This is a genomic window from Pseudomonas abyssi (assembly GCF_002307495.1).
GTDB classification, from domain to species: domain Bacteria; phylum Pseudomonadota; class Gammaproteobacteria; order Pseudomonadales; family Pseudomonadaceae; genus Halopseudomonas; species Halopseudomonas abyssi.
Genome location: NZ_NTMR01000030.1, coordinates 16222 through 39049, shown reverse-complemented (window position 1 = coordinate 39049; position 22828 = coordinate 16222). Strand labels below are relative to the sequence as shown.

Annotated in this window: 27 protein-coding genes; 10 read left to right on the top strand and 17 right to left on the bottom strand. The window is 60.8% G+C overall.

What is annotated here, in order from left to right; all coding sequences use genetic code 11:
• Window positions 1-12 precede the first annotated feature (12 nt).
• The 10 genes from tolB to aspS all read right to left on the bottom strand — a co-directional run bounded on the left by tolB (window position 13) and on the right by aspS (window position 8963).
• Window positions 13-1314 carry a Tol-Pal system beta propeller repeat protein TolB gene (gene tolB, locus CNQ84_RS18590; RefSeq protein WP_096006294.1) on the bottom strand — a complete coding sequence of 434 codons (1302 nt, stop codon included), beginning with the start codon at window positions 1312-1314 and terminating at the stop codon, window positions 13-15.
• The gene (gene tolA, locus CNQ84_RS18585; RefSeq protein WP_096006293.1) at window positions 1314-2354 is read right to left on the bottom strand and encodes a cell envelope integrity protein TolA; all 1041 of its coding nucleotides are present in this window, start codon (window positions 2352-2354) and stop codon (window positions 1314-1316) included. The genes tolB and tolA overlap by 1 nt, the downstream gene beginning before the upstream one ends.
• A complete protein-coding gene (gene tolR / locus CNQ84_RS18580; protein ID WP_096006312.1) occupies window positions 2351-2791 on the bottom strand; it encodes a protein TolR in 441 nt (146 codons plus the stop codon). The genes tolA and tolR overlap by 4 nt, the downstream gene beginning before the upstream one ends.
• A gap of 24 nt (window positions 2792-2815) precedes the next feature.
• Complete coding sequence (gene tolQ / locus CNQ84_RS18575; protein WP_096006311.1) at window positions 2816-3487, bottom strand: protein TolQ; 672 nt, start codon at window positions 3485-3487, stop codon at window positions 2816-2818.
• Between the two features lie 60 nt (window positions 3488-3547).
• The gene (gene ybgC / locus CNQ84_RS18570) at window positions 3548-3976 is read right to left on the bottom strand and encodes a tol-pal system-associated acyl-CoA thioesterase (RefSeq protein WP_096006292.1); all 429 of its coding nucleotides are present in this window, start codon (window positions 3974-3976) and stop codon (window positions 3548-3550) included.
• A gap of 61 nt (window positions 3977-4037) precedes the next feature.
• Entirely contained in the window at window positions 4038-5099 is a 1062-nt protein-coding gene (gene ruvB / locus CNQ84_RS18565) for a Holliday junction branch migration DNA helicase RuvB (protein WP_096006291.1), read from the bottom strand.
• Between the two features lie 46 nt (window positions 5100-5145).
• Complete coding sequence (gene ruvA / locus CNQ84_RS18560; RefSeq protein ID WP_096006290.1) at window positions 5146-5751, bottom strand: Holliday junction branch migration protein RuvA; 606 nt, start codon at window positions 5749-5751, stop codon at window positions 5146-5148.
• A 23-nt stretch (window positions 5752-5774) separates the two neighbouring features.
• Window positions 5775-6302 carry a crossover junction endodeoxyribonuclease RuvC gene (gene ruvC, locus CNQ84_RS18555; protein WP_096006289.1) on the bottom strand — a complete coding sequence of 176 codons (528 nt, stop codon included), beginning with the start codon at window positions 6300-6302 and terminating at the stop codon, window positions 5775-5777.
• Window positions 6303-6379: 77 nt separating this feature from the next.
• Window positions 6380-7126 (bottom strand): YebC/PmpR family DNA-binding transcriptional regulator, encoded by a 747-nt coding sequence (locus CNQ84_RS18550; protein ID WP_096006288.1) that lies wholly within the window; start codon window positions 7124-7126, stop codon window positions 6380-6382.
• A gap of 61 nt (window positions 7127-7187) precedes the next feature.
• A complete protein-coding gene (aspS, locus tag CNQ84_RS18545; protein ID WP_096006287.1) occupies window positions 7188-8963 on the bottom strand; it encodes an aspartate--tRNA ligase in 1776 nt (591 codons plus the stop codon).
• A gap of 256 nt (window positions 8964-9219) precedes the next feature.
• Here aspS and CNQ84_RS18540 point away from each other — a divergent pair, with 256 nt between their 5' ends.
• Window positions 9220-9690: a Dps family protein gene (locus CNQ84_RS18540; RefSeq protein WP_096006286.1), complete on the top strand. Its 471-nt coding sequence runs from the start codon at window positions 9220-9222 to the stop codon at window positions 9688-9690.
• 139 nt (window positions 9691-9829) lie between these two features.
• On the top strand, window positions 9830-10474 hold the full coding sequence (locus tag CNQ84_RS20950) for a cold-shock protein (RefSeq protein WP_281254840.1): 645 nt from the start codon (window positions 9830-9832) through the stop codon (window positions 10472-10474).
• 52 nt (window positions 10475-10526) lie between these two features.
• Here CNQ84_RS20950 and CNQ84_RS18530 read toward each other — a convergent pair whose 3' ends face one another.
• Window positions 10527-10745 (bottom strand): SlyX family protein, encoded by a 219-nt coding sequence (locus CNQ84_RS18530; protein WP_425439982.1) that lies wholly within the window; start codon window positions 10743-10745, stop codon window positions 10527-10529.
• Window positions 10742-11173, bottom strand: a complete 432-nt coding sequence (locus CNQ84_RS18525) for an HIT family protein (protein WP_096006284.1) — start codon at window positions 11171-11173, stop codon at window positions 10742-10744. The genes CNQ84_RS18530 and CNQ84_RS18525 overlap by 4 nt, the downstream gene beginning before the upstream one ends.
• A 275-nt stretch (window positions 11174-11448) precedes the next feature.
• Here CNQ84_RS18525 and CNQ84_RS18520 point away from each other — a divergent pair, with 275 nt between their 5' ends.
• From CNQ84_RS18520 to CNQ84_RS18505, 4 genes are all read left to right on the top strand, one after another.
• Entirely contained in the window at window positions 11449-12708 is a 1260-nt protein-coding gene (locus tag CNQ84_RS18520) for an OprD family porin (RefSeq protein ID WP_096006283.1), read from the top strand.
• Between the two features lie 155 nt (window positions 12709-12863).
• On the top strand, window positions 12864-14597 hold the full coding sequence (locus CNQ84_RS18515; RefSeq protein ID WP_096006282.1) for a proline--tRNA ligase: 1734 nt from the start codon (window positions 12864-12866) through the stop codon (window positions 14595-14597).
• Window positions 14597-15304: a hypothetical protein gene (locus CNQ84_RS18510; protein WP_065335830.1), complete on the top strand. Its 708-nt coding sequence runs from the start codon at window positions 14597-14599 to the stop codon at window positions 15302-15304. The genes CNQ84_RS18515 and CNQ84_RS18510 overlap by 1 nt, the downstream gene beginning before the upstream one ends.
• 3 nt (window positions 15305-15307) lie before the next feature.
• Complete coding sequence (locus CNQ84_RS18505; RefSeq protein ID WP_096006281.1) at window positions 15308-15883, top strand: lytic transglycosylase domain-containing protein; 576 nt, start codon at window positions 15308-15310, stop codon at window positions 15881-15883.
• Between the two features lie 174 nt (window positions 15884-16057).
• Here CNQ84_RS18505 and yccX read toward each other — a convergent pair whose 3' ends face one another.
• Genes yccX through CNQ84_RS18490 form a run of 3 tightly spaced genes read right to left on the bottom strand, consistent with a single transcriptional unit; the run spans window position 16058 to window position 18055 of the window.
• Complete coding sequence (yccX, locus tag CNQ84_RS18500) at window positions 16058-16333, bottom strand: acylphosphatase (RefSeq protein ID WP_096006280.1); 276 nt, start codon at window positions 16331-16333, stop codon at window positions 16058-16060.
• Window positions 16326-16793 carry a TlpA family protein disulfide reductase gene (locus CNQ84_RS18495; protein WP_096006279.1) on the bottom strand — a complete coding sequence of 156 codons (468 nt, stop codon included), beginning with the start codon at window positions 16791-16793 and terminating at the stop codon, window positions 16326-16328. The genes yccX and CNQ84_RS18495 overlap by 8 nt, the downstream gene beginning before the upstream one ends.
• Window positions 16790-18055 (bottom strand): YihY family inner membrane protein, encoded by a 1266-nt coding sequence (locus CNQ84_RS18490; protein WP_096006278.1) that lies wholly within the window; start codon window positions 18053-18055, stop codon window positions 16790-16792. The genes CNQ84_RS18495 and CNQ84_RS18490 overlap by 4 nt, the downstream gene beginning before the upstream one ends.
• Before the next feature lie 86 nt (window positions 18056-18141).
• On the opposite strand from CNQ84_RS18490, the gene arsC reads away from it, so the two are divergent.
• Genes arsC through CNQ84_RS18475 form a run of 3 tightly spaced genes read left to right on the top strand, consistent with a single transcriptional unit; the run spans window position 18142 to window position 19503 of the window.
• Window positions 18142-18492 (top strand): arsenate reductase (glutaredoxin), encoded by a 351-nt coding sequence (gene arsC / locus CNQ84_RS18485; protein ID WP_096006277.1) that lies wholly within the window; start codon window positions 18142-18144, stop codon window positions 18490-18492.
• Complete coding sequence (wrbA, locus tag CNQ84_RS18480; protein ID WP_096006276.1) at window positions 18489-19103, top strand: NAD(P)H:quinone oxidoreductase; 615 nt, start codon at window positions 18489-18491, stop codon at window positions 19101-19103. The genes arsC and wrbA overlap by 4 nt, the downstream gene beginning before the upstream one ends.
• Window positions 19096-19503 carry a DUF2069 domain-containing protein gene (locus tag CNQ84_RS18475; RefSeq protein ID WP_235827343.1) on the top strand — a complete coding sequence of 136 codons (408 nt, stop codon included), beginning with the start codon at window positions 19096-19098 and terminating at the stop codon, window positions 19501-19503. The genes wrbA and CNQ84_RS18475 overlap by 8 nt, the downstream gene beginning before the upstream one ends.
• Window positions 19504-19512: 9 nt before the next feature.
• Here CNQ84_RS18475 and hda read toward each other — a convergent pair whose 3' ends face one another.
• Both hda and CNQ84_RS18465 read right to left on the bottom strand, forming a co-directional pair.
• Window positions 19513-20226: a DnaA regulatory inactivator Hda gene (hda, locus tag CNQ84_RS18470; RefSeq protein ID WP_096006274.1), complete on the bottom strand. Its 714-nt coding sequence runs from the start codon at window positions 20224-20226 to the stop codon at window positions 19513-19515.
• Window positions 20227-20377: 151 nt separating this feature from the next.
• Window positions 20378-21484 (bottom strand): DUF2066 domain-containing protein, encoded by a 1107-nt coding sequence (locus tag CNQ84_RS18465; protein WP_096006273.1) that lies wholly within the window; start codon window positions 21482-21484, stop codon window positions 20378-20380.
• Window positions 21485-21764: 280 nt separating this feature from the next.
• Between CNQ84_RS18465 and purM the strand changes: the two genes are divergently transcribed.
• On the top strand, window positions 21765-22826 hold the full coding sequence (purM, locus tag CNQ84_RS18460) for a phosphoribosylformylglycinamidine cyclo-ligase (RefSeq protein WP_096006272.1): 1062 nt from the start codon (window positions 21765-21767) through the stop codon (window positions 22824-22826).
• The last annotated feature ends 2 nt before the right edge of the window (window positions 22827-22828 follow it).

The following is a 22828-nucleotide window of genomic DNA, read 5'->3' as shown; positions in this document are numbered from 1 at the left end:
TGTTGGTGCGCCCTATGGCAGGTATGGGGACCATGAAGGTACGCGCAGGTCGGTGAACTGTGTCGGAATCTCCGACCGCGCACGCCCGTTTGTAGATACCAGCATGAGTACGCCCCGTCCCTGTTGACGGGTAGCATAAATTAACATAGCGCCATTGGGAGAGACGGTTGGCGACTCATCCAGTGACGTTTCTGTTAAAACTCTCAAATTCCCGCGCTCAAGATCCTGCGTGGCAATCTGAAAATTACGGTAACCCTCCTGGCGATGCACCATAACCATGGTGCGACCGTCGACAGAGAGCTTGGCGTTGGCATTATAGTTGCCAACAAAGGTCAGGCGCTCGGGTGAGCCAGAGCCCAGACTCTGCTTATAAATCTGCGGCCGGCCGCCACGGTCGGAGGTAAACACGATTGTGTTGTTGTCCATCCAGAACGGCTCGGTATCAATCGAGAAATGATTGGTCACGCGACGCAGCTGCTTGCTGGCCAGCTCCATCACATAGATCTCGGGGTTACCGTCGCGCGACAGCACAAAGGCCAGGCGGTTGCCGTCCGGAGACCAGGCTGGCGCGCCATTCAAGCCTTCAAAACTACTCACCCGCTCGCGGCGACCGGTGCGAATGTAATGCACATAGATCTCGGGCCGGCGTGACTCAAAGGACACATAGGCAATGCGCTCGCCGTCCGGCGAGTAGCTCGGACTCAGAATCGGCTCACGCGACTGCAGCAACGTCACCGCGCGCGCGCCGTCGTAATCACTGCGCTGCAGGGTGTAACGCGTGTTATCGACAGAGAAACGCTCAGCCGCAACGTATAGAATCTTGGTACCGAAGGCGCCCTGAATGCCGGTCAGCTCCTTGAATACCTCGTCGCTCAGGTGATGAGCGATGTCGCGCAGCTGGGTACGGGTGCCGCTGATCGAACGCGACAGCAGCACTTCTTCCCGCGCCACACTGTACAGACTATAGGTGAGATCCAGGTTCTCGCCACCGGTACTGTTCACCTGCCCTACCACCACGTAATCGGCACCAATCATGCGCCAGTCGCGGGCGTTGATCTCTTCACCGCGCACCGGATAGCTCAGCATGTTGTTACGCTCCAGCGGTGCAAACATGCCACTGTTACGCAGGTCATTACCGACAATCTGCGCCATGTCCTCAGACAACGGCGCACTGCCCTGCCAACCGAACGGCACTACCGCAATCGGCGTGGCCTTGTCGGTCCCCTTGGTGATCTCAATGGCTTCCTGGGCCAGCAGCAGCTGGCATACACACAGGGCCACCAGACCCAGCAATACTTGACTAAACCTTTTCATCAGAATGACAGATCCTCTGGTCTGAAGCGCAGGTTACGCTGACGATACAGGCGATTGAATTCCGCCGGATTCTCACTCGACAGCTGCTGCATTTCCGGGATGCGCCCCACGTTCTTCACGGCCTGCACTGCAGACTGATCGAAACCCGGGTCGCCACTGGAACGGATCACCACTGCATCGGTGATCTGCCCCGTCGGCAACATACTCAGACGCACTTCCACCACCATGCCGTTACGCGCAGTCGGCGGACGACGCCACTGCTGACTCACGTACCGACGAATGACATCGTCGTAGCTGGCCGCCACCTGATCGCCAATGCGATCAGCCTGCGCCTGCTGAAACTCGGTTTCCTCACCCAACAGCTCGTTCAAGGCACTGGCCTTGGCCGCTTCGCGCTCACGCTGCTCCCGGGCGACACGCTCTTGCTCACGACGACGCTCGGCCTCCTGGGCAGCCTTACGCTCAGCTTCTTCGGCTGCCTTGCGTCTGGCCTCTTCCTGCGCTTTGCGACGCGCTTCTTCTTCAGCCTTCTTGCGCTCGGCCTCGGCAGCGGCGCGCTCACGGGCGGCCTGCGCTTCGGCGGCCTTGCGTGCCTCTTCTGCCTGACGGCGCTCTGCTGCGGCGGCCGCATCAGCGGCTTTTTGCTCAGCTTCGGCCTCGGCCTGGCGCTCGGCCTCTGCGGCTTTGCGCTGCGCTTCGGCTTGCGCCTGACGGGCCTGTTCGGCCTGCTCTGCTCTGGCCGCCTCGGCTGCCTGTTGCTGCTCGCGCTGCTTCTCCAGCGCTTCCTCGTCCGCACGCGGCGAACGCGATTGCTGCGCCTCGCCGGCGATCTTCTGATCCGTCGGCGTGGTGCTGGGACTCATCGAGTCCAGCTGCACCAGGGTCGCCTGCACGATCGGCTTGGCCGGTTCGAATTCCGGCGCACTACTAAAAGAGGCGAACAGCAGGATCGCCACCAGCAGGTGCAGTCCGACCGCCTTCAGCAGCGGAGACGAATAACGCTCCGAGGCTGCAGGCCGGTATTGATATCGCGTGCTCACGGCGCCTCGGTAATCAAGCCTACGTTGGGCACACCCGCCTGTTGCAGGGCGCCCATGGCGGTGACAACCACCCCGTAATTGGCATTCTTGTCACCACGGATGTACACCAGCGTGTCGGGCTTGGCGCGCATGATCTTGGTCACGCCTTCGGTCATCGCTTCCAGAGAAACAGCGCTATCGGAATGGTTTTCCGTGTCCACGGCTTCGCCCAGGTTCCAGTAGTAGGTCCCATCAGCCAGGACGGACAAGGTCAGCACCTGCTGGTTGCTGTCGCTCGGCAGCACTTCACTGGAAACCTGCGGCAGGTCGACTTTGACGCCCTGATTCAGCATTGGCGCGGTCACCATAAAAATCACCAGCAGCACCAGCATCACGTCGATGTAGGGCACCACGTTCATTTCTGCGACCGGTTTGCGCTTATCGCGGCGCCTGTGCATGTGCATGCTCATAGCGGCCTCCGCTTACTCCTCGCGCGCGTGAACGCGGCGATGCAGGATGCTGGAAAACTCGTCGGCGAAGGTGTAGTAGCGACCAATCAGCATCTCAGAGCGCGCCGCGAAGCGGTTATACGCAACCACCGCCGGAATCGCAGCAAACAGACCAATAGCCGTGGCCACCAGCGCCTCGGCGATACCCGGAGCTACCGTTGCCAGCGTCGCCTGCTGCACCGTGGCCAAGCCGCGGAACGAGTTCATGATCCCCCAGACGGTGCCGAACAGGCCCACATAGGGGCTGGTAGAACCGACGGTCGCCAGGAACGGCAGGTGCTGCTCCAGCTTTTCTTCCTCGCGGGAAATCGCCACACGCATCGAGCGCTGTACCGCATCCATTACCGCATCCGGATCAACACCGGACTGCTGGCGCATACGCGAAAACTCCTTGAAGCCCGCGCGGAAAATCTGCTCCAGACCCGAGTTTTCGTCTGGCGAACCAGTGACCTGACGATACAGCTGTGACAGATCCACACCTGACCAGAAACGGTCTTCGAAATCATCCAGAGCATTTTTTGCCGAACGCATGACACTGCTGCGCTGGAAAATCATTACCCAAGACACCACCGACGCCGCCAGCAGGGTCAACATCACCAGCTGCACCAGTACACTGGCGCCGGACACCAGGTGCCATATCGACATTTGATCAGCCTGCACGCTCTACCACTCCTCGCAATCTCATACGTTCTTTCGGTTCGGTCGTCACGCCTCGGAGGCGCTGTTCTGAAAAGCCGCTCGCAGGCTGTCCGGAATGGCTCGGGGCCGATACTGGTCTGCACTCACGCAAGCCACGAGCACGTCGCCCTCGCACAACAAATCTCCCGCCCGAGTTACTCTCTGGCGGAAACGAATACTTGCTCGCTTGGTTTCCAAGACAGTCGCAGATACGACAAGTTCATCGTCCAATCGTGCAGGCGCGTGATAGCGTGCCGTGACAGAGTGCACAACAAAAATGACGTTTTCTCTCTGCAGAGCGCTTTGATCAAAGCCGAGAGTGCGGACCAGCTCCGTCCGCGCACGCTCCATAAACTTCAGGTAATTGACGTAGTAGACGATGCCGCCGGCATCGGTATCTTCAAAGTAGACGCGGGCTTTCAGCTCGAACGGCGGCCCAGAACGTTCAACGCGCATAATGTAGAGCCAAGCAAAGGTTTTGCATAGTGGGTTTACTCGCTATTTGCAAAAATATTTTTCAAGGCGAATCGGGCGCCGCCGGGTCATCAAACAAATCCGCAGAGGCAGGTGCCATGCGGGCTGGCGCATTTAGGCCAAAATGCTGATAGGCATGGCGCGTGACCACCCGACCGCGGGGCGTACGCATGATAAAACCCTGCTGAATCAGGTAGGGCTCAAGTACGTCTTCAATCGTGTGACGCTCCTCGCTGATCGACGCAGCAAGGTTGTCAATGCCAACCGGGCCACCATCAAATTTGTCGATCATGGTAAGCAGCAGACGGCGGTCCATGTGATCAAAACCCTGCTCATCCACATCCAGCAGGTTCAACGCCTGATCGGCCACGTCAGCACTGATCACACCCGCGCTGCGCACCTCGGCAAAGTCGCGTACCCGGCGCAGCAGACGATTGGCGATGCGAGGGGTGCCACGGGAACGACGGGCGATCTCGCGGGCGCCGCCGTCATCCATCTGCAGACCGAGAATGACAGCAGAGCGCGCCACGATCGTTGCCAGGTCAGCAACCGAATAGAACTCCAGCCGCTGCACAATGCCGAAGCGATCGCGCAGCGGGTTGGTCAGCATGCCCGCCCGCGTCGTCGCGCCGACCAGGGTAAAGGGCGGCAGATCCAGTTTGATTGATCGCGCGGCAGGCCCTTCGCCGATCATGATATCGAGCTGGTAGTCCTCCATCGCCGGATAGAGAATCTCTTCAACAACCGGCGACAGGCGGTGTATCTCATCCACAAAGAGTACGTCGCCCGCTTCCAGGTTGGTCAGCAGCGCAGCCAGATCGCCGGCGCGCTCCAACACCGGACCGGAGGTGCTCTTGATCTTGGCACCCATCTCCTGCGCGATAATATTGGCGAGGGTGGTTTTGCCGAGGCCGGGCGGGCCGAAGATCAACACATGATCCAGCGCCTCGCCACGTCCTCTGGCAGCCTTGATGAACAACTCCATCTGTTCGCGCACGGTCGGCTGACCTATGTAGTCGGCCAGCTTCAGCGGACGAATCGCCCGATCAATGACTTCTTCCTGCTGCCTGGGCGTTGCCGCAATCAGGCGATCTTCTTCCAGCATGTCTTATCCATCAAAAAGGGAGGCGTTGCGGCCCTCAGCGCGCGCTCTACACCATGCCCTTGAGCGCCCGGCGAATCAACTCTTCACTGCTGAGACCGTCTTCATCGACCGCCGACACGGCCTTGCTGGCTTCCTGAGGCTTGTAGCCCAGAGCAATCAAGGCGCTGACAGCATCCGCGCTCGGCTTGACTGGCGCCGCGCCTGCGCCGACCGGCCCCGCCAGCACCATCGCACCAGGCGCGGCATCCCAGGCCTTGAAACGATCACGCAGCTCAATCAGCAGCCGCTCAGCGGTCTTCTTGCCAACCCCAGGGACCCTGACCAGAGCACTCACATCCTGATGCTGAACCGCCATGACCAGCTCATCGACGTCCATACCGGACATCAGCGCCAGCGCCAGCTTGGGGCCGACCCCATTGAGGCGAATCAGCTCGCGAAACAATTCACGCCCGCGCTTGTCGGCAAAGGCATACAGCAGCTGAGCGTCTTCACGCACGACCATGTGGGTATGCAGCGTCACTTTTTCGCCGAGCGCCGGCAACTGGTAGAAGGTACTCATCGGCGCATCCAGCTCGTAACCGACACCCTGTACATCCACAAGGATATGCGGGGGCTGCTTTTCCAGCAAAATTCCAGTCAAACGTCCTATCACTTACCCTGCTTCCTTCTATTCGGTTAGCGTCGACGCACCCGCCCAGCACGCACGGTCAGGGCGACATTGCCCATTTGGCGCTGCACCCCCGTCATGTGCGCATGGCACAGCGCAATCGCCAGCGCATCGGCCGCATCAGCCTGCGGCGTGCCCGCCAGCCCCAGCAGTTGAGTCACCATGTGCTGCACCTGCTTCTTGTCCGCAGCCCCGGTACCCACCACTGCCTGCTTGACCTGCCGGGCGCTGTATTCATGTACTGTCAGGCCGGCGTTCACCGCCGCGACAATGGCAGCCCCCCGCGCCTGCCCGAGCTTGAGCGCGGAGTCCGGATTACGCGCCATAAACACCTGCTCGATGCTGACAACCTCTGGCCGATACTGCTCGATCAACTCACTCAGATAATGAAATATCTTCTGCAGTCGCTCGGGGAAGGCGCCCTCGCCCACACGGATACAGCCGGATGTGACGTACTCTTGCCGCCCCGCTTCGTGACGCACAATGCCGAAGCCCGTTATCCGGGAGCCGGGATCAATCCCCAGTATCAGCGCCATCTGTCACCCATCAGCAAGCAACCCATAGAAAAAAGGGAGGCCTGCGCCTCCCTCGTCGACCAGCCGCAGCAACACCATCACTCCAACTGCTCCAGAATCTCGTCGGAGATCGAGGCATTGGAGTAAACGTTCTGCACATCATCCAGATCTTCCAGCATGTCGATCAGCCGGACAACCTTTTGCGCGGTATCCAGATCCAGCTCAGCCTCGGTCGATGGAATCATCGCCACCTCGGCTGACTCAGCGGAAAAACCGGCACTCTCAAGCGCATCACGTACCGCGCCGAACTCCTCGAAGCTGGTAAACACATCAAAGGAGCCGTCGTCATTGGCGACAACATCCTCAGCACCGGCCTCCAGCGCCACTTCCATCAGTGCGTCTTCATCCGTGCCCGCAGCAAAGCCAATCTGTCCGCGACGAGTAAACAGGTAGGCCACCGAACCATCGGTACCCAGGTTGCCGCCACATTTACCAAACGCATGACGCACTTCGCTGACTGTCCGGTTGCGATTATCGGTCATGGCCTCAACCAGCACAGCAACACCGCCGGCGCCGTATCCTTCATAGGTCAGCTCTTCCATGTTGTCGGCATCATTGCTGCCGGCACCACGGGCGATGGCACGGTCGATGGTGTCGCGGGTCATGTTTGCACCCAACGCCTTATCCACCGCCGCACGCAGACGCGGATTATCCGCCGGATTGCCGCCACCCACCTTGGCCGACACGGTCAACTCGCGAATCAGCTTGGTGAAAATCTTGCCTCGCTTGGCGTCCTGCGCGGCCTTGCGATGCTTGATATTGGCCCATTTCGAATGACCGGCCATAACACAACTCCAGATAAAACAGGCCCCGGTTACACGCTGGACGCAACCGGGGGTATAAGACTTACTCGACCTTGGTCTGCTCGCGCAGACGAATGCTCAGCTCACGCAGTGCCTTGTTGTCCACCAGACCCGGTGCCTGGGTCATGACACAGGCTGCGCTCTGGGTTTTCGGGAAGGCGATGACTTCACGAATCGACTGCGCACCGGTTACCAGCATGACCAGACGGTCCAGACCAAAGGCCAGGCCACCATGCGGCGGCGCACCAAACTTCAGTGCGTCCAGCAGGAAGCCGAACTTCTCCTGCTGCTCGTCGGCGCTGATGCCCAGAATGTTGAACACGGCCTGCTGCATTTCCTTGCGGTGAATACGGATCGAACCGCCGCCCAGCTCAGTGCCGTTCAGCACCATGTCGTAAGCGCGTGACAGCGCGGTCGACGGATTCGCCTGCAGCTCCTGCGGTGAGCACTTGGGCGCGGTGAACGGGTGATGCAGCGCAGACAGCGAGCCATCATCGTTCTCTTCAAACATCGGGAAGTCGACCACCCACAGCGGCGCCCACTCAGAGGTCAGCAAGTCCAGGTCATGGCCGAGCTTGATGCGCAGTGCGCCCAGCGCCTCGGACACGATCTTCGCCTTGTCAGCACCGAAGAAGACGATATCGCCATCGACCGCACCCACGCGATTGAGGATTTCTTCCAGATTGGCTTCCGGAATGAACTTGACGATCGGCGACTGCAGACCTTCAACGCCCTTGGCACGCTCATTAACCTTGATGTAGGCCAGACCCTTGGCGCCGTAGATGCCGACAAACTTGGTGTAGTCGTCGATCTGCTTGCGCGGCATGCTGGCACCACCAGGCACCCGCAGCGCTGCAACGCGGCCTTTCGGGTCGGTCGCCGGACCACTGAACACCTTGAATTCCACCTCGGTCAGTTGGTCGGCTACGTCTACCAGTTCCAGCGGGTTACGCAGATCAGGCTTGTCGGAGCCATAGCGACGCATGGCTTCCTCGAAGGTCATATGTGGAAACTCGCCCAGATCCACATCCAACACCTGCTTGAACAGCTGGCGGATCATACCCTCGGTCAGCCCCATGATGTCGGACTCATCCAGGAAGCTGGTCTCAATGTCGATCTGAGTGAACTCGGGCTGACGATCGGCACGCAGGTCTTCGTCGCGGAAGCACTTGGCGATCTGATAGTAGCGATCAAACCCGGACACCATCAGCAGCTGCTTGAACAGCTGTGGCGACTGCGGCAGCGCGAAGAAGTGGCCGGGATGGGTGCGGCTGGGCACCAGATAGTCACGCGCCCCCTCAGGAGTGGCACGGGTCAGAATCGGGGTTTCGACATCCAGGAAGCCGTTCTCGTCGAGGTAGCGGCGAATGCTGCTGGTGATCTGCGAGCGCAGCTTGAGCTTCTCCGCCATTTCCGGGCGGCGCAGATCGATAAAGCGGTAGCGCAGGCGCGTTTCCTCACCCACGTCACTGTATTCATTCAGCGGGAACGGCGGCGTATCGGCTTCGTTCAGCACTTCCAGCTCATAACCCAGCACTTCAATGTCGCCGGAGGCCATGTTGGCATTGCGAGCACCTTCCGGGCGCAGACGCACCTTACCGGTCACTTTGACGACATACTCGCTACGGACACGGTCGGCCTTGGCAAAGGTCTCGGCGCGATCCGGATCGAAGACGACCTGGGCCAGGCCCTCGCGGTCACGGATATCCAGGAAGATGACCCCACCATGGTCACGACGGCGGTGTACCCAACCGCAAAGAGTGATTTCCTGATCCGCCAGCGATTGGTTCAGCTGGCCGCAATAGTGGCTACGCATCATGGTGTGGTGATTCCTGTGGTCGGCAAATTTGGCGTCAGTTGCCGCAGCGGCCTTTTACCGCATCGACGAGCGCCTGAAGAAAAACGCCATAATATACCCGAAACTTGGCCAACGAGGGAGCCTCGACACGGCTCGCAGCACCAAGGCGATACGCAACGGGAACCCAACAGCCAATCTGCACTCAGAACAAGTAACCTGTTACTGCGGACGCTGCGCCTCACGACGCCGCGCCGCCAGACAACCACGAGGAGCCATGATGAAGATTGATATCGGCATTACCGAAACGGATCGCGGACAAATCGCTGAGGGCCTGTCGCGCCTGCTGGCCGACACCTACACCCTCTACCTGAAGACCCACAACTTTCACTGGAACGTGAAAGGACCGATGTTTCAGACCCTGCACCTGATGTTCGAAACCCACTACAACGAACTGGCGCTGGCGGTTGACGATATCGCCGAGCGCATTCGCACCCTGGGTTTCCCGGCGCCGGGCACCTACAAGCAGTTTGTCGAACTCAGCAGCATCAAGGAAGAAGACGGCGTGCCGGAAGCCAAGGACATGATCCGTCTGCTGGTTGAAGGCCATGAAGCCTGCGTCCGCACCGCACGCAGCGTCTTCCCGATCTGTGACGAAGCTCACGACGAGCCAACGGCTGACCTGCTCACCCAGCGCATGCAGACACACGAGAAAACGGCCTGGATGCTGCGCAGCCTGCTCGAGGGCTGAACGCCCCTCCCTCGCCCGCAACGCGACAGCGCCCGGCTTGGTAGCCGGGCGTTTTCAGGTTAGAGTGCCATCCGGCAGCGCCACAGCCATCGGCCTGCCGACATGACAATACTAAATCGTTGCATCCATGGTGAGCCTCTTGAAAACCCTTCGTTATCTGCATCTGGTGACAGGTGTCGGCGTCCTGCTGACGGGCCTGTTTCACAGCATTCCGTTCTTCACTCAATCCGCCCCGATCAACTATATCGGCCTACTGGCCGTACTGACCGGCCTGATCAATCTGCAGCAATTCAATCAAACCGAACTACCAAAACAAGGCGCCGCCGGCGCTGTCTCTCTGGCCAGCTCCACGCTCCTCATCCTGGCTGCCTGCATTCCCTTCTGCAGCCTGCTGGTCAGCTCATACTTTATTGACTGGAACATCTGGGCTCTGGCCGCCGGCGTCCTCGGCGTCTGCCTGTCCAGCCTGCTGACACTGGCAGCGGAGCTGAGCAGCGGATCCCGGCCAACCACCACAGAGACGCCCACCACGCGCAAGCCTCGCCCCAAGCAGGAGCGCCAGGGCAAAGCCAACGATGGCCGCGAGATGGGCACAGTCAAATGGTTCAATACCAGCAAAGGCTTTGGTTTTATTACCCGCGACTCCGGCAGTGACGTGTTCGTCCACTTCCGCTCGATTCAGGGCGATGGACACCGGGTGCTGCAGGAAGGGCAACGGGTTGAGTACACCGTTGCCAAGCGCGAGAAAGGCTTACAGGCCGAGGAAGTAGCAATCCTCGACTAATCTGGGGAAACACTGATTAGTGAGCGTTCAGAACCAATCAGTGTGGTCACTCCTAATAGTGCGGAGGCGGCGCCTCGTCGCCTCCGCCATCCGGTAGCTGGGCAGCAAAGTCAGCCTGGCGCTGAGCAAGCAACTCCAGTGAGCGCCGCAGGCGCCCCAACTCCAATTGCTGCGCCGCAATCACATCGTTTAGCGCCTGAATAGTGTCATCCTGAAACGCCAGACGCGACTCCAGCTCATCCATACGCTCGGTCAACATACCCTCACTCATCGCAGCACCTCATCAAAACCAGCCTTGCCATCCAGTGCCGTGCGCACTCGCTGCAACCTGTCAGCCAGCTCATCCCCTGCATAGGGAATGGCGGACAACTTGCCCCACACTGGCGCCGGCCAGGCAGGGTCCTGCCGGTAGCGAACAATATGATGTACGTGCAGTTGTGGCACCACATTGCCCAGCGCAGCAATGTTCATCTTGTCTGCAGCAAAGGCGTCATTGAGCACCTGCGCCAACACATCCGACTCCAGGTAAAACTGCGCCCGATCTTCCACAGACAGCTCGAACACCTCACGCAAGGCGTCGCGTCGCGGCACCAGTATGAACCAGGGATATTGACGATCGTTCAACAACAACAACCGGCAAAGCGGGAAGTCCCCCACTACGACACAGTCAGCCTGTAACTGCGAATGCAACTCAAACATGCTTGGCAAGCCTCGCAATAGCAAACAAAAAAGAAAACCGTCTCAAACCAGAACTGCAACTTACATTTTTCGGGAATGCCGCACAGCTCACATATAAAAACAGCGGCAAACCTCGCCATTTTGCCTGCAATAACTTATAAACATCCATTAACAAGGTGCTGTTTTTTCAGCGCTTGCTTTCACTGTTCCAATACAGATGCTTTAATATAAGGCGAAAACAAGAAGCCGAATCCGCTTGGAGCCTAACGGTTATCTTTTAATCAAAGGAGCACACAATGAAGAACGCAGTTAAATGGAGCTCGCTGGCACTGGCAGTGGCTGCAGGCAACGGCCTGCTGGCAACCCAGGCAATGGCAGAGGGAGAAGGTTTTGTCGAAGGCGCCTCCGCCACCCTGTACAACCGCACTGTTTACTTCAACCGCGATTTTCGTGACAACGTCGGTCAAAGCAAGCGCGAAGAAACCGCAACCAGCTTTTTGCTGAACTTTGAGTCCGGCTACACCAAGGGTCCGATCGGCTTTGGTGCAGACGTCATGGCCCAGGAAGGTATCAAGCTGGACAGTGGCCGCGGCCGCTCCGGCACTGGCCTGCTGCCGGTTGACAGCAACGGTCGTGCTGAAGCCGAGTACATGGAAATCCGTGGCGCCGTCAAAATGGCCATCCTGGATGACACCGTCATTCGTTACGGTTTTCACATGCCAGAGAACCCGGTTGCTGCCTATGACGACTCCCGTCTGCTGCCCAACCACTACCAGGGCTACAGCATCACCAACAGCTCCATCGACGGTCTGTTTGTTGAAGCCGGTCGCCTGACCGATCGTGGCGAAATGGCTGACTCCAGTGAGACCGACGGCATCCACGGCGACGATAAAGACCTGACCTACGCTGGCGGTACCTACACCTTCACTGACAACTTCAGCGCCACTCTGTACGGCGCCGACAGCGAAGACCAGTACGAGCGCGTGTTCGCCGGCTTTGACTGGACTGTCCCGCTGAGCGAAGGCACCAGCCTGAACACTAACGTTGCCTACTACGATACCAGCGACGACGACTCCGCCGATGGTACCGAATTCGACAACCAGGCCGCCTCCATCGCCGTGACCCTGAACACTGGCTACCACGGCTTTGGTCTGGCCTACCAGCAGATGAGTGGCGACGGCCGTTACCTGTACGACGACGGTGAAATCTTTATCGCCAACTCCGTTCAGTACGCTGACTTCAACGCCGTTGACGAGAAGTCCTACCAAGCGCGTTATGACTATGACTTCGCTGGTCTGGGCATCCCGGGCCTGAGTTTCATGACCCGCTACATCGCCGGTACCGACATCAACACCAACGCCCCGCAACATGCCGGCGTAAACCGTGACTCTCGCTGGGAGCGTGACAGCGAAGTACGCTACACCGTGCAGGCCGGTCCGCTGGAAGGCGTGAACTTCCGCTGGCGTAACGCCACCGTTCGCCAGGACGCAGCCCTGGACGGCGGCGACGTCGACGAAAACCGTCTGATCGTCGGCTACACCTGGACCCTGCTCTAAGCAGCCCAGGCAGTACCAAAAAACCCGGCTTCGGCCGGGTTTTTTGTTGCCCGTCGGTCGGCAACAACAGCCTGACCCGCGGGCTGTACGCTGCACCGGCACAATCGTACAATAGCGCCCATTCTGCCCGTCTCTGCTCAGGACCTGACTAGCTCATGCGTACCAGCCATTATCTGATTTCCACCCTCAAGGAAACCCCCTCGGACGCCACCGTCATCAGCCACCAGCTGATGCTGCGCGCCGGCATGATCCGCAAGATTGCGTCGGGCCTGTACACCTGGCTGCCAATGGGCCTGCGCGTACTGCGCAAGGTGGAGGCTGTCGTACGTGACGAGATGGACAAGGCCGGCGCACTCGAAGTGCTGATGCCCGCCATTCAGCCTGCCGAACTCTGGCAGGAATCCGGCCGCTGGGAGCAGTACGGCCCCGAGCTGCTGCGCCTGAAGGACCGCCACGACCGCGAATTCTGTGTCGGCCCCACCCACGAAGAGGTGATTACCGACCTGGCTCGCAACGAGATCACCAGCTACAAACAGCTGCCGATCAACATGTACCAGATTCAGACCAAGTTCCGCGACGAGATCCGTCCGCGCTTTGGTCTGATGCGTGGCCGCGAATTTCTGATGAAGGACGCTTACTCCTTCCACCTGACCCAAGAGTCCCTGCAGCAGACCTATGACGGCATGTACCAGGCGTACTGCAACATTTTCAGTCGCCTGGGTCTGGAATTTCGCCCGGTCGTAGCGGACAACGGATCCATTGGTGGTGAGGGCTCCCACGAATTTCACGTACTGGCCGACTCCGGCGAAGATGCCATCGTGTTTTCCTCCAGCGGCAGCTACGCCGCCAACATGGAAAAAGCCACCGCCCAGCTGCCCCAAGGTGACCGCCCCGCTGCCAGCCAGGAGCTGACGCTGGTCGACACGCCCAACCAGGTCACCATCGCCGCGGTCAGCGAGTTCCTGCAGCTGCCGCCCGAGCAATCGGTAAAAACCCTGATCGTGCTGGGCGCAGCCGAAGAAGGCGAGGCGCAGCCGCTAGTGGCTCTGGTCCTGCGCGGTGACCACGAGCTGAACGAGATCAAAGCTGAGCACCTACCCTTGGTACACGCACCGCTGACCTTTGCCAGCGAAGCCCAGATCATCGACACCATCGGCTGCAAGCCCGGCTCCATCGGCCCGGTCAAACTGCCGGTCACCGTCATTGCCGACCACAGTGCTGCGCACCTGGCCGACTTTGTCTGTGGCGCAAACGTCGACGGCAAGCATTACACCGGGGTGAACTGGGAGCGCGATGCACAATTTGACCAGGTTGCCGACCTGCGCAACGTCGTTGAGGGCGACATTAGCCCCGACGGCGAAGGCACCCTGATTATCAAACGCGGCATAGAAGTCGGGCATATCTTCCAGCTGGGCAAGAAATACAGCGAAGCGATGAACTGCAACGTACTGAACGAACAGGGCAAAACCCAGCTGCTGACCATGGGCTGCTACGGCATCGGCGTATCCCGCGTGGTCGCAGCGGCCATCGAGCAGAACTACGACACGCGCGGCATCCTCTGGCCTGACGCGCTGGCGCCTTTCCAGGTAGCCCTGGTGCCGATGAAGATGGAAAGCTCCGAAGCCGTTCAGCAAGCCACCATGGCGCTGTACGACGGCCTGCAAGCAGCAGGCGTTGAAGTACTGCTGGATGACCGCGACAAGAAAACCAGCCCTGGCGTCAAGTTTGCCGACATGGACCTGATCGGCATCCCGCACCGCGTCGTGATCAGCGATCGCGGCCTGGCTGACGGCCAGCTGGAATACAAATACCGCCGCGATCAGGACGCAATCACGGTCGCTGCCGACCAGATGTTGCAATATCTGCTGGAGCGCGTACAGGGCAACTGATGATGCACACCGCCACTTATCCGCTAGCCGCGCGTCTGCTTGGCGCGGGCGCGGTGCTGGGTCTGCTGCAAGCCTGCAGCAGCGCACCGGCGTCAAACACAATGGTCGCGCCGCAGATCGAGCGCGAACTGCTGAGCCACAGCCTGCACATCGAAACCGGCGAGCCGCTGGTCATGGACACGCCGCATCGCAGCATTCGCGTCACCGAAAGCAGACTGTTCAGCATCCGCCAGTACGACGCCCAGGGCACCCTGCAAGATGAGCATCGCCAGTACCAGACCTTGCCCTGGGCCGAGCGCACCCTGACCATCCAGCTGGGCGAGCTGGCAGTGACCCGGCAAACCGACAGCGACGGCCAGCTGCGCCTGAACCTGCTGGACGAGGATATCGTGCCCGTGGACTTCGACCAGTTGCGTGTGATTGAACTGGACGCACAGGCAACGCCCGAAGTACGCGCCGAGGCCACCCTGTTGATCGACCGTGAACTGCGCAGCGTGCTGCACGAAGCCTCGGAGCTGATCTACGACAACCTGGAAGAAGACGACGTCGAGCAGTGGGTGGACCGTATCGAGCGTCTGCGCCAGCTGGGCCTAAAGGAAGAAGCCAGTCAGCTGGAAAACATGCTGATTCTGCTCACCACCGGCGACCCGCACCTGCAAGGTGAGTTCGTCCAGGCGCTGGATAACGCCACTACACCGCAGGAATAGCCCATGCGCACAAGGATCGTGCTGCTTCTGCTGAGCTGGCTTGCCGCACAAACGGCCGGTGCCAGCACCACCACGCCGCCGGTTGACCCGGAGTTGCGGGCCGAACTCAAGCAGGCCATCGCCAGCGCGGACAGCTTTCATGACCGTTTTGATGCCGAGGTCTGGCTCCTCGACATGTCAACCCGAATGACTCCGTACATTCGCGACGAGCAGCAGCGCCTGCGGCTGCTGCGACTGGTGCACCAGGCTGCTACCCGCGCGGGCCTGAAGCCCGACCTGGTGCTGGCCGTCATGCATGTGGAAAGTTTGTTTGACCCCTACGCGCTGTCTTACGTCGGCGCCCAAGGTGTCATGCAGGTGATGCCATTCTGGAAGGCCGAGATTGGCCGCCCCGATGACAACCTCATCGACCTGGCGACCAACCTGCAGTATGGCTGTGCGATTCTCAAGTTCTATCTGGACAAGGAAAATGGCAACCTGCGCCGGGCACTGGCGCGCTACAATGGCAGCCTTGGCAGCAATCGCTACCCGGACAAGGTGCTGGATTACTGGTACAGCTACTGGTACGTCACGCCCTGATCAAACCGGCTACCGACCGACGTCGCACAGGCAAGGCCCCGTTGCTGCGGCAAAGGCCGTCCGGACACAGCATGCTGTGTCCCTACGCAAGGGGATGTTCAGCAATCGTAGGGACGCGACATGTCGCGTCCGTAAGCGCCAGTAACGGCAACATAAAGCCCTGAGCGCAACACCCTACCCTAGCCGCACAAAGCCTGCGATGTCCTGCCAAAGGCAACCGGCCAGCTCGACGCTCTCTACCTTGGCCGTGCGCGGGCCACGGCGCAGCCAGCCGGTCATGGCTTCCAGCGCGTCTTCCGGGCCGCAGAGCAGAACGCTGACGCTGCCATCCTCTTCATTGCGCACCCAGCCACTGACGCCCAGGCGATTGGCCTCACGGACCGTCGCCTGCCGAAAGCCCACACCCTGCACTACACCGCGTACCCTACCCTGCACACAGATTTCACTCATTGCCCTGTTCCTTATTATTGTCGGAGTTTGCTGTCATCAGCGGCATGAGGCCGTCGTAATGCTGCGGCCCCTGCAGCACCTCAACAATCCGTCCCTCGGCGTCCAGCAGGTAAGTGGTTGGCAGCACCTGCGGACGCGGCAGCTCAAAATCCTGAACGAAATCATCGCCCAACACCGGAAACGCAATACCCATGCGCTCGCTGGTCTGGCGTAGCTGCTTCCCAGCGGCGCCGTCGTAGTCAACACCAAGCACCCGGCCGACAGGCAACTCTGCTGCCAGCCGGTTCAGCTCGGGCAACTCATCCCGGCAGGGGCCGCACCACTCAGCCCAGTAATTCACCAGCACCCGCCCCTGACTGAGCGCCGCCGCCTCTACAGACCGGCCGTGCTGATCGCGCCAAGGCCCTGCCGCATCACAGGCAGCCAATAGCATACTCGCGCATAGCAACAGCACTCTCATGAGCTGACCTCCCGAGACGGCATTGGCGCGGCCACTAGCCCGTCGCTCAGCAGCCAGTGCTTAACGCTGCCACGCAGCGCCTGGCGACGCGCCCGATCGGCCTCCGCCAGCGCTTCGCTGAAGCCGGCAAACCAGTCCTGATTGCCCGACAAGGCAGCCGGCAGGGATTCATGGGTTAGCGGCGGCTCCGGTATCCGCTCCAGGATAGCGCTCAGTTCGACCTGATCCAGGTCACGGCACAGGACGTAGCCACCCCCCTGGGTACGTGCGATCAGCGACTCGCTCTCCAGCCAATCAGTCAACTGCAGCCACATTTCTTCATGCATCGACCAGCCACTGCCATTCACATAGGTCAGATCCACCTGCCGCCCCTGCTGCTGCGCCAACAAAAACAGCCTCAACAACACCAGCAGATTGATCATCCAGGGGTAATCCGGTCGGCGCCAGGCAAAGCCGTTACCCATATTGCTGACCAGCTCGGCGCCCAACAGGATGATCAGCCAGCTGACGTAAATCCACAGCAGAAACAGCGGCACCGCCGCAAAAGCGCCATAAATCAGCTGGTACCCGGGAAACAGCTTCACATACAGGGCAAAACATCCCTTGGCACCCTCAAACAATAAGGCCACCAGCACCCCGCCGGCCACGCCAAACTTCAGCGGCACGCGGGTATTGGGCACGGCGACAAACAGCAGAGTGAAGGCGGCGATACTCAGTATCAACGGCAAGAAGCGCAGCATGCCACTCCAGGCCGAGGCCAGGAAGGCACCTTCCTGAAAGAAGGACATGGACGCAACGTAGGTGCTGACCACAAACCCCGCGCCCAGCAGCAGCGGGCCGATACTGAGTACCGCCCAGTACAGCAGAAAGCTGGACAGGCCACGCCGAGGCTGACGGATGCGCCAGATGGCGTTGAATGCCTTCTCGATATTCACCAGCATCATCAATGCGGTGACCATCAACAGCGCGACACCGGCGCCGGTCAGCTGCCGGGCCTGACTGGAAAAGGCGCTCAGGTGTTCCTGCAGCGCAGCGCCGCTGGCCGGCAGAAAATTCTTGAAGATAAAAGCTTCAACTTGACCGCCAACCTGATCAAACGCCGGAATCGCCGCCAGCATGGCGTAGGCAACGGTCATCACCGGCACGACCGCAAACAGCGTGGTATAGGTCAGGGCTGCGGCATTCTTGATGCAGTTATCCTCAAGAAAGCGGCGCGCCAGATAGCGGCCAAAGTGCAAATACTGGTTCAGTTGACGCGGCATTCCTGCTCCCTGACAGCCCGGTGCAATAGCGCTTAGAATAACCCCCAACCCCAACCTTAGGCCACCGCGCCCCCGGAGGACAACCGATGACCACCACCATTTACCACAACCCACGCTGCTCCAAATCCCGCCAGGCGCTGGAGCTGCTGGAGAGGCAGGGCGCCGACATCGACATCATTCGCTACCTGGACACACCGCCAGACGCCGCCACCCTGGTCGAGTTACTGGAACGCCTGGGCCTGAGTGCTCGCGAGCTGATGCGCAAGGGTGAGGATCCCTACAAGGAACTGAATCTGGCCAACCCGGAGCTATCCGAAGCCCAGCTGGTTCAAGCCATGGTCGACTACCCCAAACTGATCGAGCGGCCCATCGTCATCCGCGAGGGCAAAGCGGTCATCGGCCGCCCACCTGAGCGCGTACTGGAGCTGTTCGAATGAGTGAACCCTACGTTCTGGTGCTCTACTACAGCCGTCATGGCGCCACCGCCGAGATGGCCAGACTGATTGCCGAAGGCGTGGAAAGCACCGGCATGGAAGCGCGCCTGCGCACCGTGCCACCGGTGGCGCCAGAAACCACCAGCGCGCTGCCACCGGTGCCGACCGAGGGCGCAATCTACTGCACCGAGGCCGACCTCAAGCACTGCTCTGCGCTGATCCTCGGCAGCCCGACACGCTTCGGCAACATGGCCGCGCCGCTCAAGTACTTCATCGACGGCACCAGCAGCCTGTGGCTGAGCGGCAGTCTGAACGGCAAGCCGGCTGCCGTTTTCACCTCCACCGCCAGCCTGCATGGCGGCCAGGAGTCGACGCTGCTGTCGATGCAGCTACCGCTGCTGCACCACGGCATGCTGCTGGTCGGCCTGCCTTATAGTGAGAGCGCCCTGACCGAAACACGCGGTGGCGGCACGCCTTATGGCGCCAGCCATCACGCCGGCAGCCAGGGGGATCGGCGCCTGGATGAGCACGAAAGCCACCTGTGCCGCGTGCTCGGCTCACGGGTCGGCAGTATCACACAGCAACTGGCGGCAGGAGCCAAGATCAGTGGCTAAGAAGAAACCTCTTCCCTCGCTGGAATACCTGCAGCCACGCTGTCGCGTCAGCCGTCTGGTCGCCCTGGTCGGCTATGCCGGCCTGTTGCTGTCCATGCTGGGTTACAACCTGTTCTTCGCTGACCTGCATGGTGCCAATCCGGTTATCGTCATCGGCGTACAGCTGCTGCCGCTGCTGATCTTCCTGCCCGGTGTTATTACCGCGCACGTGCGCACACACGCCTGGCTGGCGTTCGCCATCAACCTGTATTTCATTCAGGGGGTCTTGATCTGCTTTCAGCCGGGACGGCTGGAATACGGACTGCTGATGAGCGGCTTCAGCGTGCTGTACTTTGTCGCCGCACTCTACTTTATCCGCTGGAGCTTTCAGGCCCAGCGGGTCGAGCGCGGCGAGACCTGAGCTCCCGGGCTACCAGCCCATCTCGCGCTTGACGAAGGGAATCGTCAAGCGGTGCTGGTCACGCAGCGACGCCTGATCCAGCGTTTCCAGGGCAGCGAACAGTTCGCCCATACCGCGCGCGCCACGACTGAGGATATAGCGCGCAACCTCGTCGGTCAGTTGCAAGCCACGCTGCGCGGCACGCAACTTCAGCACCTCCTGCTTTCCGGCGTCATCCAGCGGTTGCAACTGGAACACCAGGCCCCAGCCCAAACGCGAGGCCAGGTCCGGCAACTGCAAACCCAAGGCCCGAGGCGCGGCGACAGCCGCCACCAGCAGACGGCTGCCCTGCTCACGCAACCGGTTATACAGATGAAATAGCGCCTCTTCCCAATCAGGGCGGCCGGCCACTGCTTCCAGCTTGTCCAGGCACAGCAGGTCTACCGATTCCATGCCTTCCAGTAGCAGCGGCCCTTCCTCTACCAGCTCATCCAGTGGCAGGTACATGGCCAGCCCGCCCACATCGGCCAGGGCATGACAGGCAGCCTGCAACAGGTGAGTACGTCCGGTACCTTCGCTGCCCCAGAGATAGAGACAGCACTCCTCAATCGACGATTGCGGTTCGGCAAAGGCCTGGGTCGCAGCCAGCACGCCGGCATTTGGCCCCGGGTAGTAGCTGGCAAAGGTCGCCTCATCGCGCAGCTTGATACCCAGCGGCAGCTGGATAGGCCGTCCGGCAGACATCAGCGCACCTCCGCCAGAGCAGAAGCAAGCACACGCAACAGCGCAAGACACGTAGGCACCGGCTGCACAACAACAGCAGCCGCCCGGTAGTCACAGTCCGGGGTCATGGGGCAGTCCTTAGATAACCTGATAAGCCAAGCCAGCCCGAGAGCTAGCGCCAGCGATAATACAGGGTATTGGACGGCGCTGCCGCCTGAACCGGCAACTCGGGCTCGATTGCCGCGCCGTCTTCCAGCGAAGACGCCGGTGCCTCGGGCTCAGACGCTGGCTGTACCGGTGCCTCGACGCGAATCAGCCGCTGGTCCAGCATGAGCATGCGCTCCAACTGAGCCTGATCGCCGGGGAAGTCAATGGCGAATACCACCTGGTCGCCGCTGACCGAGACCAGGCTTGGCTGATGCTGGCTGCTCAACTGCTGCAGGCTGCGCTGCAGGTCAGCGAAAGCGCCAACGCGGTTGATACCGCTGATGTGCAAGGTCCAACCCGACGCCGTGCCATCCGCTTGCGCACCGACGGCGTACTGGCTGTGTACTTCGAGTGCCAGCGCGCGCATCAGGTTGTCGGCCAGCACGGCGGGATCTGCGTTGCGCTCCTTGCCTTCGAGCGTGCGGTCATTGAGCCAGAAGGTCCAGGCCAACTGCCAATCCTCGCCCGCATCGCGGTACACATCCAAGGCCAGGATACCCTCGCTGGCATAGCGCTCGCTGGCCGCCTCCAGCGCCTCGGCAGCACCCTTGAGCACATCGTCCTCGCTGATATTGGCGCGGTCTTCCAGATCAGATAACGGCTGCATCAGCGCCACACCACGGAACCGCGCCGCCGTGCGCAGTGCCTGGCCCATCTCGCTGCCGGGGGCCATGAAGTCGCCCCCCAGCTCATCGCGCTGAACGGCCCACACCAACACGCCCGGACGATTGCGCCCTAACACCGGCACCTTCGCCTGGCTCAGCGCATCACGCAGCAGCAGGGGGTCAAACTCCACCTGCATGCTGCCATCGTCCTGCAGTGCGCTGATCTGCCGGGTCACCGAGCTGGGTTCGGCGAGCACCTTGGCCAGCGCCGGGGCCTCAGCATCCAGGTTGTTGCCAGCCAGTCGCTCCAGCATCACGTCCAGGGCGCTGGACAACTGTGCACCCTGCTCCGCATCGGCTTGCGGCGGCAGTTGCACCTCATACAGCGAATCCAACACCGCCGCGTGGGCAGCCAAGGGCAGGCATAGGGAGAGAAATCCGATAGAGAAAAAGCGCGACAGGGGCATGAACAGTTCCGTCAAGGTGGCGGGCACAGGACGCTCGACTGCAGGTATTGCAAGCCGACCAAGCCCTCTACATTAACCAAGCCACCGGTGCGCAGCAACCGCAGCGTCATGCGATGCGTGGCCGTCTGCGCCAGGATGGCGTCCGGGCGGGCCGAGCCGCCTTCAGCATGGCTCTGAGGCCGATGAATTGATAGACTATGCCGCTATCCGGCGCCGCGCCCGGCAAGGCATGACGGGGCGGCGGACCTATTTTGTCCCTTGATCCCTTCGAGACCCGCTCATGAGCAGCCAGACGCCCTCCAAACCTTCGATCAGCTACAAAGACGCCGGCGTGGATATCGCCGCCGGCAACGCCCTGGTTGACCGCATCAAGCACGTTGCCAAGCGCACTGCCCGCCCCGAAGTCATGGGCGGTCTCGGCGGCTTTGGCGCGCTGTGCGAAATCCCGGAAGGTTACCGCCAGCCGGTCCTGGTATCAGGCACTGACGGCGTTGGCACCAAGCTGCGTCTGGCAATGGATCTGGGCATGCACGACAGCATCGGCATCGACCTGGTCGCCATGTGCGTCAACGATCTGATCGTCTGTGGCGCCGAGCCGCTGTTCTTCCTGGACTACTACGCCACCGGCAAGCTCAATATCGACGTCGCAGCGCAGGTGGTCACCGGCATTGGTGCTGGCTGCGAGCAGGCTGGCTGCGCCCTGGTGGGCGGCGAAACCGCCGAGATGCCCGGCATGTACGAAGGTGAAGACTACGACCTGGCCGGCTTCTGCGTCGGCGTGGTCGAGAAGGCCGACATCATCGACGGCACCAAGGTGAGCACCGGCGACACACTGATTGCGCTGCCCTCCTCCGGCCCGCACTCCAACGGCTACTCGCTGATCCGCAAGATCATCGAAGTCGCCGGCATCAACATCCACGACACCCAGCTCGACGGCAAGTCTCTCAGTGAACTGCTGATGGCGCCTACCCGTATCTACGTCAAGGCCCTGCTGCAACTGATCAAACAGACCGGCGCTGTTAAAGCCATGGCCCACATCACTGGCGGCGGCCTGCTGGAGAACATTCCGCGCGTGCTGCCGGACGGTGCCCAGGCCGTTATCGACCTGAACAGCTGGCAGCGTCCGGCGGTCTTCAACTGGCTGCAAGAGCAAGGCAACGTTGATGAAACCGAGATGCACCGCGTACTGAACTGCGGCGTCGGCATGGTCATCTGCGTTGCAGCCGACCAGGCAGACGCGGCGCTGCAAAGCCTGCGCGACGCCGGCGAGCAACCCTGGATCATCGGTCAGATCAGCAGCGCCGCCGACGGCGCCGAAGCCGTTGTCCTGCAGGGCAACTGATC

Bases quoted from the DNA above. Each gene is read 5' to 3' on its own strand.
- tolR (WP_096006312.1), bottom strand. From the start codon at position 2,791: ATGCACAGGCGCCGCGATAAGCGCAAACCGGTCGCAGAAATGAACGTG.
- hda (WP_096006274.1), bottom strand. From the start codon at position 20,226: ATGTCTGCCGGACGGCCTATCCAGCTGCCGCTGGGTATCAAGCTGCGC.
- CNQ84_RS18505 (WP_096006281.1), top strand. From the start codon at position 15,308: ATGCGCACAAGGATCGTGCTGCTTCTGCTGAGCTGGCTTGCCGCACAA.
- aspS (WP_096006287.1), bottom strand. From the start codon at position 8,963: ATGATGCGTAGCCACTATTGCGGCCAGCTGAACCAATCGCTGGCGGAT.
- CNQ84_RS18510 (WP_065335830.1), top strand. From the start codon at position 14,597: ATGATGCACACCGCCACTTATCCGCTAGCCGCGCGTCTGCTTGGCGCG.
- CNQ84_RS18490 (WP_096006278.1), bottom strand. From the start codon at position 18,055: ATGCCGCGTCAACTGAACCAGTATTTGCACTTTGGCCGCTATCTGGCG.
- yccX (WP_096006280.1), bottom strand. From the start codon at position 16,333: ATGAGTGAAATCTGTGTGCAGGGTAGGGTACGCGGTGTAGTGCAGGGT.
- CNQ84_RS18550 (WP_096006288.1), bottom strand. From the start codon at position 7,126: ATGGCCGGTCATTCGAAATGGGCCAATATCAAGCATCGCAAGGCCGCG.
- CNQ84_RS18530 (WP_425439982.1), bottom strand. From the start codon at position 10,745: ATGAGTGAGGGTATGTTGACCGAGCGTATGGATGAGCTGGAGTCGCGT.
- CNQ84_RS18520 (WP_096006283.1), top strand. From the start codon at position 11,449: ATGAAGAACGCAGTTAAATGGAGCTCGCTGGCACTGGCAGTGGCTGCA.
- CNQ84_RS18540 (WP_096006286.1), top strand. From the start codon at position 9,220: ATGAAGATTGATATCGGCATTACCGAAACGGATCGCGGACAAATCGCT.
- CNQ84_RS18525 (WP_096006284.1), bottom strand. From the start codon at position 11,173: ATGTTTGAGTTGCATTCGCAGTTACAGGCTGACTGTGTCGTAGTGGGG.
- CNQ84_RS18495 (WP_096006279.1), bottom strand. From the start codon at position 16,793: ATGAGAGTGCTGTTGCTATGCGCGAGTATGCTATTGGCTGCCTGTGAT.
- ybgC (WP_096006292.1), bottom strand. From the start codon at position 3,976: ATGCGCGTTGAACGTTCTGGGCCGCCGTTCGAGCTGAAAGCCCGCGTC.
- ruvB (WP_096006291.1), bottom strand. From the start codon at position 5,099: ATGCTGGAAGAAGATCGCCTGATTGCGGCAACGCCCAGGCAGCAGGAA.
- wrbA (WP_096006276.1), top strand. From the start codon at position 18,489: ATGAGTGAACCCTACGTTCTGGTGCTCTACTACAGCCGTCATGGCGCC.
- tolQ (WP_096006311.1), bottom strand. From the start codon at position 3,487: ATGTCGATATGGCACCTGGTGTCCGGCGCCAGTGTACTGGTGCAGCTG.
- arsC (WP_096006277.1), top strand. From the start codon at position 18,142: ATGACCACCACCATTTACCACAACCCACGCTGCTCCAAATCCCGCCAG.
- CNQ84_RS18515 (WP_096006282.1), top strand. From the start codon at position 12,864: ATGCGTACCAGCCATTATCTGATTTCCACCCTCAAGGAAACCCCCTCG.
- tolB (WP_096006294.1), bottom strand. From the start codon at position 1,314: ATGAAAAGGTTTAGTCAAGTATTGCTGGGTCTGGTGGCCCTGTGTGTA.
- purM (WP_096006272.1), top strand. From the start codon at position 21,765: ATGAGCAGCCAGACGCCCTCCAAACCTTCGATCAGCTACAAAGACGCC.
- CNQ84_RS18465 (WP_096006273.1), bottom strand. From the start codon at position 21,484: ATGCCCCTGTCGCGCTTTTTCTCTATCGGATTTCTCTCCCTATGCCTG.
- ruvC (WP_096006289.1), bottom strand. From the start codon at position 6,302: ATGGCGCTGATACTGGGGATTGATCCCGGCTCCCGGATAACGGGCTTC.